We start from the raw sequence: 7,776 nt of genomic DNA, 5'->3' as shown, positions 1-7,776 counted from the left end.
CCCCCGGGCGAAGTGCACGCCGAGTTCCAGGAATTGCAACTCACGGCATGAATTGCTCTGCCAGACCCTGTCCGAAAAACGCGAGGCCCCTCAGGCCAACAACTCCCGACCGTCCGGCCAGTAACGGCCTCACCCCGCCGCATTGAAGGCCTGGGCGCCCTGCCACCTGTTGGGCGCAGGCCGGCCTTTCGAGCAGGGGCAGAGAGACCAGACGTTTGCAGGACAAGCATCTGTATGAAGTCGTCCACATAGCTAGGCCACAAACGGGCCGCATCACCTCACCCGCCGGTCGACTGGGGAGCGCGCCAGTCAGTAGTCCCACGAATCCGGTCCGCCGCCCCGCCACTCGATCAGCTCGGCCTGTGCGGCCACGTCCCGCTCGTCCCAGTCCTCTAGTGCGTTGACCCCGAACGTCGGCCGGATGCAGGTGTGGTGATCTCGGTTTCCGGTGATGCGCAGGTCTCTGCCGTCTTCTTCTGGGAGGAACCTGCGATGGCCGGGCCGGTGCGCGCCCGTCGGCTGACGGACGAGGAGGGACGCACTCTGCTGCGCATCGTGCGGCGGGGGCGGAACAGCACGATCAAGGTCCGCCGCGCGGTGATCATCATGGCGTCGGCCTCGGGGAACACCAACGAGGCGATCGCCGCGCTGGTCGCGGCCGATCCCGACACAGTCCGCGACGTGATCCACGCGTTCAACGACCGCGGCCTGGAGTGCCTGGACCCGAAGTGGGCCGGCGGTCGTCCACGCCGGATCACCACGGACGACGAGACATACATCGTCGACGTCGCTCAGTAGCGGCCCAGGAGGTTAGGCATGCCGTTCACCCACTGGAGCCTGCGCAAGCTCGCCGACTACCTCAGCCATCCACCGGCCGGGGTACGCCGGCTGATCATCGGCTGCGAGCGGCTGCGGGTGCTGTCGTGCTGTCCGCCCATGCGCTCACCGGGGCCGGCTTCGTGGTCGCCTTTCGTGAACTGGCCCCTTGAGGGGACGACGCCAAGAGCTCACCTGCGACCCGGTTGGCGTTGTTCCTGGCGTGGTGGTGGTCCCGCACGGTTCACCCGAATGGAGGAACGGGCGTGTGCGGCTGCCCGTGCACGAGGGCCGCTGTCGGGGCACGTCGGTGGTGGATTGTCCGCTTGCCTCGGCAGGCGGCTCCTGGGGCGATCTTCGGCGCTGTTGCGCAGGATGGGTTTCGGTTGCCCGGCGCGGGGGCGGCGGATGGCCCTTCTTCGTGCGCGGCGGTGGTGCCGCACCGATCCCACCAGGAGCAGCTGATGGCAGCGATGACGGATGTACTGGTACCGGCGTTGGAGGACGCCCGTGAGGCTCACGCCGCGGTCGTCGATCGGTTCCGGACGGATGTGACCATCACCCCGCCCGGCGCCCGCCGGCAAAGACTCGAGCGCCAGGTCGCCGATGCTGAGGATCACCTTGAGCGTATCGAGGTCCGCGTACGCGAGATGCGTCCTCCCCGAGGGCTGCTGTCGGGTGCCGCGGGGTTCGTGCGGTTCGCGGCCCGCGGCGCTGTGCGGGTGACCATGCTGCCCGTGGAGGTCGCTGTGGCGGCCATGACGGAGATGGCGGTCGGCGAGAGGCTGGCCCGTGAGCGCCGTCAGCTGAGGAACGCCGAGGACGAGTACGCGGCGGCAGCGCGGGCCGTGGCGGCGTGCCGGGCGGGGGAGAACATCGCCGAACAGCTCCATGACCAGGAGAGCGCCGACCTGCTCCGTCTGCTGCGCCGGCAGGACGAGGAGCTGCTGGAGAGCCTCGAGGAGAGCCTTGTGGACCGGGCCAGGGCCGTGGCGGTGGCCACCAACGGCCGGCGTCCCCTCCAGGCCGAGGCCGAGGCCGGGGCCGGGGCCGCCGAGGGTGGCGGCCTGCGTGATGCGGTCATGCGCACGGTGCGCGCGGCCGTGGCCCGGCTGCGGGCGGCCTTCCGAAGCAGCACCAGGCGGATGAGGGGTACGGCCGAGGGGGCGTGGCGGGAGATGCCCAGTGCAACCCGCATGGCCGAGCAGGTCGAGGGCGCGGTCACCCGCGAGGAGGACCTGCCGATTCCCGGCTTCAGCCAGCTCGGCGTCACGAACATCCAGCAGCGGCTGCGCGGTCTGTCCCAGACGGAGCTGACGGTGATCGAGGGCTACGAACGCGCACACGCAGGCCGGCCCGGAGTGCTGAACGCCATCGAGCACCTCCGCGAAGCCGAACCGTGGGCCGACTATGACGCGATGGACCCCGAACGCATCACGATGCATCTGCACGACGTCTCCGACCGCGTGGTCCGGCAGGTGCTCGAGTACGAGCGGCACCACCGGCAGCGCGACACGGTGATCGACGCGGCCGAGAATGCGCTTGGGGCGGTGCCCGAAGCCACCCACAGGCCTGGAGAGGAGGTCCGGGGCACGGTCACCCGCGAGGAGGACCTGCCGATCCCCGGCTTCAGTCAACTCGGCATCACGAAGATCCAGCAGCGGCTGCGCGGCCTGTCCCCGTTGCAGCTCACGATGATCGAGAACTGGGAGCGCGCGCATTCCAACCGGCAGGCGGTCCTGGACTCCATCGATCAAGTCCGCAGTAACCCCATCCATGGCCTGTGACCTGCAAATCCTCACGAATGGGCAGTGATCGTCGGACGGCTCGTGTCAGGCTGTCCCGCGTGAAAAACTGCGTTCGGACCCGTGATCAGGACGTTTCGCTGCGAGAGGATGATGGGCCGGGGCATGATCGAGACCCATGCGGTGGTCATGGATCTACCTGCTGACGCGCAGGTCTCTGGAGCTGGCAGGCCTCAGGTTCCTGGGCAACGCGGCAAAGGACGTTGAACTGCTGGTCCTGCGTCACCAGCTCGCAGTGCTCCCACGCCAAGTCGGCCAACCCCAGTTGAAACCGGCCGACCGGGTCCTCCTGGCGGCCCTGTCGCGTCTGCTGCCCAGGCAAAGCCGGAGCAGCTTCTTCGTCACCCCGGCGACGCTGCTGCGCTGGCACCGGGAGCTGATCGCCGACAGGTGGACATACCCTCACAAGAGGCCGGGTCGGCCGCCGATAATCGGAGGCGACGCGGGAGTTGATCCTGCGCCTCGCGCGGGAGAATCCGCTGTGGGGACACCGCAGAGTGCAGGGAGAGCTGTCCCGGTTGGGCATCACCGTCTCCGCCGCCACCGTCCGGTCAGTACTGCGGCAGGGCAAACTCCGCCTGCGCCACAGCGGGCTCACGACGCCTGGGCCTCCTTCCTACGCGCCCAGGCTTCCGGGCTGCTGGCCTGCGACTTCTTCCATGTGGACACCGCATTCCGCCACCGGTTGTACGTGCTGTTCGTCATGGAAGTCGCCACGCGCCGTGTGCACATCCTCGGCATCACCGAGCACCCGAACCGGAACTGGGTGACCCAGCAGGTGAGAAGCTTGATGATGGACCTCGAAGATCGGGTCGACCGCTTCGGGTTCTTCCTGCGCGACCGGGACGGGAAATTCTCCGACGCCTTCGACGCTGTGCTCGCCAGCGCGGGCGTGCAGGTCCTCCTTTCCCCGCCGAGATCGCCGAAGGCGAACGCCTTCGCGGAACGCTGGGTCGGCACCGTCCGCCGCGAGTGCACCGACCGCCTGCTCATCTTGACGCTCTCCCTCCTGAAGGACTCCGTTGGGAAATCCGTGAAACGGCCGCATAGGCGGTGCTTATGCGGCCAGGTCGAGCCGGGCTATTTAGCCCCATTGGTCGACCGTCTCACAGCTTTCCCTAGGAAAGGACCTGGAGTGTCCGACTCCGGCGGCCTCTGTTGGAACTATCGGCTGCCGACGCGACGTTGGTGCGCGACAGGCTGGCGGAGCAGGAAGTCCTCGCAGTAGAGCAGATCTCCACTTATTGGACAAAATTAGACCGATCGCGGCAGGAGGTTCGGCTCAAAGCTAAGAAATCGTGGCGCAGGCCAGAGCTGATGACGCGCAACGGGATGAGAGACGGAAGCCGATCGCATGGAACGGGCCGCGGTTCGCTTCCTGGGCAGCGACTACCGCCGGGCCCTGCCCGAGTTCGACGCGCTCGCCAGTGCCTTCTCCCGCACCGCCGAACCGACCAGCGAAAAGGCGCGCTCCCGCCGCGCCCAGGCCGCGCACTGCCGCGCCGAACTGGACCAGGTCACGGTCGCCCTACAGGAGTTCGAGGCCGTCCTCCGACAGGTTCGGGCCGTGGACAGCGATGCCTGCGATGAGGCGATTGAACTGCGGCGTGCCATCGGATTCCTGGAGTTGTCCGAGGGACGACTCGCCGAGGCCCGGCGGATGCTCGGACCGCTCCACGACGACATGTGCGTGGTCTACGGTCCCGACGACGAGGAAACCGTCGAATCGCCGAGGCCCTGGCGCGGATCCGCCTCACCCAGGACGATACCCACGGGGAAGCACCGGAGGCATGACCGCCAGTGTCGCGCACCGCCCGGCTCCCTCCCTTGCGGAAAGGCGCTCATTGACGTACTCGTGTCGGACGTGCGGAGCCAGCTTCCGGTAGTTCCTGACGAAAAACGCCCGCTTGCCGAGCGTGTTGCGCCACCACCCCCGGAGGGTGTTGTAGAGGGCGATGCTGGCGCCGATGACCGCGGCGGTCGTCCAGATGTTGAGCTTGGTGTCAACGGTCGGTATCCACTGCACGGCAGCATCCTGCCGCGCCGCCAGGCCTCCCCTCCGCCAGCCGGCGATCTCGCTCACTCACGTCACTCAGCATCCAGGTCCGGCCGGACCTCCACGGCGTAGACCGCGTCCGCGAGGTCTTCGCCCTCCTCGTCCTCCCAGACGAGGATCAGCACGTGCTTCACGCCGGTGTCGTTCGCCTTCCACTCGCTCACCAGGTCCTTGACGACGAGGGCGGCGACGTACTCGGCCTCGTCGTGTTCTTCGGTGGTGATCGTGCCGCGCCACCGCTCGGGGCCGTCGTAGGGGCGCCAGCCTTCGGAGCCGTGCGGCTCCTCCACCCTGTACACCCAGTCCCTCTCGGTGCCCATGCACCGATCCTGTCACTGCAAGGAGCACCATGCGCCGTATCGGATCGACCCCCGCCGAGCGCGGGTCGTGCGGACAGAACAACAGCTGCCCCGACGTCTTCGAGATGAAGGACGGCAGCTTCTTCGTGGGGGAGGAGATGGCGCCGAGCGCCGAGGAGCTGCGCTCGATGGGCGCCTCCATCGGTGCCGACGAGCTGGCCGTCATCCTGCCGCGCGAGTGCATGCTGCACGCCGCGAAGCAGCTGGCGGCCGAGGGGCTCGTCGTGTAGCAACCGCACCGGGTGCATCTCGAGATGAGTTTGGCGGCCGCAACGGCCCGGCGCTGCACGGCCGGCCGCGCCCGGTACCCGTCGAACTTCGGCTCGTAGGCCAGGCCGCCGGGCAGCGTGTCACGCGCTTGGGCGAGCATAGGCTCGACCGGCGGCCGCAACACCATCCCGCTAGACCGCCGCGACGCTCAGGCGCCAGGGTGCGCCGGCGCCTTGAGTCGCCAGCCGCTGCCACTACACGCCTGGTGCAGAGGCAGGAAGCGATGGCCCTTCACATCGGTGCTGTACTCGTGGCCCTGTCCGCAGTCGCACTCGTAGATCCCGGAGACGGGAACGATCTCGCCGGGATGGTGGACCTTCTCGGTGTCTTCACCCATAGAGCCTGTCTATGCCGCACCCAGGGAGGCCGCACGCCACCAGGCGGCGATCGGGTGGACCTCGCCAGCCGCGACGTACCTTCGGATACATGAACGAGGTGCCCAGACGCATCGACCCCACGACGGACCGAGTGTCCGCCGCGATCATGCTGGGCTGCACAGCCGCCCAGGTCGGCCCGTGCGCCCGCCGCCAGGGACTGACCTGCCGCTACGGGCCCGGCGCCCAGCTCGTGTGCCCCCACTGCCGGGCCATCGAGCAGAGCACCCAGTTTGTGAGGTGACGGAAAGCCGGTCGGGGGTACCCGGAACCACGGAATCTGCCGTTTTCCGCTGGCTTTCCAGAAGAAGGCGACCCCCATGAACTTCGTATGCGGAAAGCTCCCCTGCGTAGCGGACGGAGCGGAAGCACTCTTCCCGTGGTACGCCAGCATGTTCGCGATCCTGGTTGTGGCTCTCGTGGTCATGCTGCTCAAGGCCAGGCACCGTTGACCTTCGCGGGACCCGCAGGAGCTGCTGCTTTGGGTGTCCGCGCGGAGGCATGAGAATAGGCCCCCGCCACGGACCGCGTGTCCGCCGCGATCATGCTGGGCTGCACACCGGCGCAGGTCGGCCCGTGCGTGCGCTGCCGGGGGGCTCACCTGCCGCTACGGGCGCGGCGCCCAGCTTGTATGTCCCCCCTGCGAGGCAATCGAACGGAACACCAGACCGGCGGAGGAGTAGGCACGGCACCGTCACGACACGGCGGGGACCGTAACATCACAAGCTCACCCAATAGGGCCGACCGCGTGGGGGTACTCGAGCCCAAACCCCTCACAAAAGGGAGCCCCTTATGATCATCAAGAGCATGCACGAAATGGGCATCCGCAGCGAACACGCCTATCTCGCGGGCATGGCATCCATCGGCCTCAGCATCGCCTCCTGGATCACCAGCCTCCAAACCGAACGCGGCGCCGGCATAGACCGCGCCGACCGATGGGGCATCTTCGTCGGTGAATGGGCACCCACCTTCTTCGGTCTCGGTCTTGCCCTCTCTCACTACGAGCAGCAGGACGGCACCATCACCGCCGGTAGCATCCACGAACTGCGAGAACGGCAGAAGACCGGCTGACCACCCCGCTCCCGCCCAACGGGGCTCCCGCTGTGGAGTCGGCAGGGGCCTCCGCGTACTCCATTCAACCGGCGTTCCGGGGCATCTGATCATACGAGCACGCCTCCCACTCGGGTGCCAGAGAGGGTGGGAGGCGTGCCCTGCGTGGACTTCCGGCGGCCTGAACTAGGGGGAGGACACGAGGCCGCGCGGCGCCACGCCCAGCCTGATCCGGCAGCAGGACGACGGCCACCCGGCGCTGCCATCCGGGTGGGCAAGCATGACGGAAGCCGCCTTGCATCGCGCTGATGGAGGAGCATGCGCATCCGGCGCCCGAGGGCGAGGCTGGAGCTATGGCGAGGCGCCGCGTGATCGTTACCCGCCGTCCGAGACCGGCGGTCGACGCGTGCGCGTCGACGGCGTGATCCTCGGGACGGCGTACAGCCTGCAAGATCTCAGCGTGTTCCTCCGCCGTGCGGGCATTGAGGGCTGGACCGAGGTCAACCCGCTGGTCGAGGACATCGTCGAGTCCTACGCGGACCTCATCGAGTGGCAGGGCGGCGGGCCCGACGTGTGGGAGCGCGTGTCCACGATCACGGGGCAGGCTCAGGACTGTGACTGGGCACAGCACCTGTGCCGCGGTGGGCAATCGCATGGGCGGGCCGCACAGGGGATAGCCGTCAACCGGTCAGATACGGGCTTCCGCGGTCGTGCGGCGGTGATCATCGGCGATCTGCACTGCCTGAGCTTCCGCCACGATCCCGCTGTCGAGACCGCAGGTGCAGCGCACCACGGCGTGCCCAGTCGGCTCATACTCGACCCATCCTCCGCGGTGCGTCGTGTTCCGGGTAATGCCGTGCACGACCGTCGTGTGTTCCACCATAAACACATGCTCGCCACCGAGGAGCGCAGCCTGCCAACGCCACGCCCGCCAATTGGGGCCCAACCGCAGCTGTCAATCCCCTGGTTTCGTAGAGACCTCTCCTATGCGGCCTGGCACCTCTGGTCGCTCTTCTTGCGTGCTTCGGTGATGGTCCGTTCGAACT

At 67.9% G+C, this 7,776-nt stretch carries 12 protein-coding genes; 8 read left to right on the top strand and 4 right to left on the bottom strand.

The window, feature by feature from the left end; all coding sequences use genetic code 11:
- The first annotated feature begins 492 nt into the window (after window positions 1–492).
- The 3 genes from ACZ3TS_RS42045 (at window position 493) to ACZ3TS_RS42035 (ending at window position 3,849) form a co-directional block, all read left to right on the top strand.
- Entirely contained in the window at window positions 493–798 is a 306-nt protein-coding gene (locus tag ACZ3TS_RS42045; protein ID WP_467628259.1) for a helix-turn-helix domain-containing protein, read from the top strand.
- A 482-nt stretch (window positions 799–1,280) separates the two neighbouring features.
- Entirely contained in the window at window positions 1,281–2,603 is a 1,323-nt protein-coding gene (locus ACZ3TS_RS42040; protein ID WP_467628256.1) for a hypothetical protein, read from the top strand.
- A gap of 679 nt (window positions 2,604–3,282) precedes the next feature.
- Entirely contained in the window at window positions 3,283–3,849 is a 567-nt protein-coding gene (locus ACZ3TS_RS42035) for a hypothetical protein (RefSeq protein ID WP_467628253.1), read from the top strand.
- Window positions 3,850–4,149: 300 nt separating this feature from the next.
- Here ACZ3TS_RS42035 and ACZ3TS_RS42030 read toward each other — a convergent pair whose 3' ends face one another.
- The 3 genes from ACZ3TS_RS42030 to ACZ3TS_RS42020 all read right to left on the bottom strand — a co-directional run bounded on the left by ACZ3TS_RS42030 (window position 4,150) and on the right by ACZ3TS_RS42020 (window position 4,997).
- A complete protein-coding gene (locus ACZ3TS_RS42030; RefSeq protein WP_467628250.1) occupies window positions 4,150–4,299 on the bottom strand; it encodes a hypothetical protein in 150 nt (49 codons plus the stop codon).
- Window positions 4,300–4,374: 75 nt separating this feature from the next.
- The gene (locus tag ACZ3TS_RS42025; RefSeq protein ID WP_467628247.1) at window positions 4,375–4,704 is read right to left on the bottom strand and encodes a hypothetical protein; all 330 of its coding nucleotides are present in this window, start codon (window positions 4,702–4,704) and stop codon (window positions 4,375–4,377) included.
- 5 nt (window positions 4,705–4,709) lie between these two features.
- Window positions 4,710–4,997 carry a hypothetical protein gene (locus ACZ3TS_RS42020; protein WP_467628245.1) on the bottom strand — a complete coding sequence of 96 codons (288 nt, stop codon included), beginning with the start codon at window positions 4,995–4,997 and terminating at the stop codon, window positions 4,710–4,712.
- 29 nt (window positions 4,998–5,026) lie between these two features.
- On the opposite strand from ACZ3TS_RS42020, the gene ACZ3TS_RS42015 reads away from it, so the two are divergent.
- Window positions 5,027–5,266 (top strand): hypothetical protein, encoded by a 240-nt coding sequence (locus ACZ3TS_RS42015; RefSeq protein ID WP_467628242.1) that lies wholly within the window; start codon window positions 5,027–5,029, stop codon window positions 5,264–5,266.
- A 188-nt stretch (window positions 5,267–5,454) separates the two neighbouring features.
- Here the strand turns inward: ACZ3TS_RS42015 and ACZ3TS_RS42010 are convergent, their stop codons facing one another.
- Window positions 5,455–5,643, bottom strand: a complete 189-nt coding sequence (locus ACZ3TS_RS42010; protein ID WP_467628240.1) for a hypothetical protein — start codon at window positions 5,641–5,643, stop codon at window positions 5,455–5,457.
- 89 nt (window positions 5,644–5,732) lie between these two features.
- On the opposite strand from ACZ3TS_RS42010, the gene ACZ3TS_RS42005 reads away from it, so the two are divergent.
- The 4 genes from ACZ3TS_RS42005 to ACZ3TS_RS41990 all read left to right on the top strand — a co-directional run.
- Window positions 5,733–5,924, top strand: coding sequence for a hypothetical protein (locus tag ACZ3TS_RS42005; RefSeq protein WP_467628237.1), 192 nt, complete (start codon window positions 5,733–5,735; stop codon window positions 5,922–5,924).
- A 76-nt stretch (window positions 5,925–6,000) separates the two neighbouring features.
- The gene (locus tag ACZ3TS_RS42000; protein WP_467628235.1) at window positions 6,001–6,132 is read left to right on the top strand and encodes a hypothetical protein; all 132 of its coding nucleotides are present in this window, start codon (window positions 6,001–6,003) and stop codon (window positions 6,130–6,132) included.
- Between the two features lie 340 nt (window positions 6,133–6,472).
- Window positions 6,473–6,751 carry a hypothetical protein gene (locus ACZ3TS_RS41995; protein ID WP_432930799.1) on the top strand — a complete coding sequence of 93 codons (279 nt, stop codon included), beginning with the start codon at window positions 6,473–6,475 and terminating at the stop codon, window positions 6,749–6,751.
- Window positions 6,752–7,010: 259 nt separating this feature from the next.
- The coding region (locus tag ACZ3TS_RS41990) for a hypothetical protein (protein WP_467628232.1) at window positions 7,011–7,776 on the top strand (766 nt) is incomplete at its 3' end.

The sequence above is a fragment of the Streptomyces sp. NPDC022910 genome (assembly GCF_055561075.1).
The sequence above is the reverse complement of the archived record's forward strand: the minus strand, read 5'-3'. Positions and strand labels throughout refer to the sequence as shown.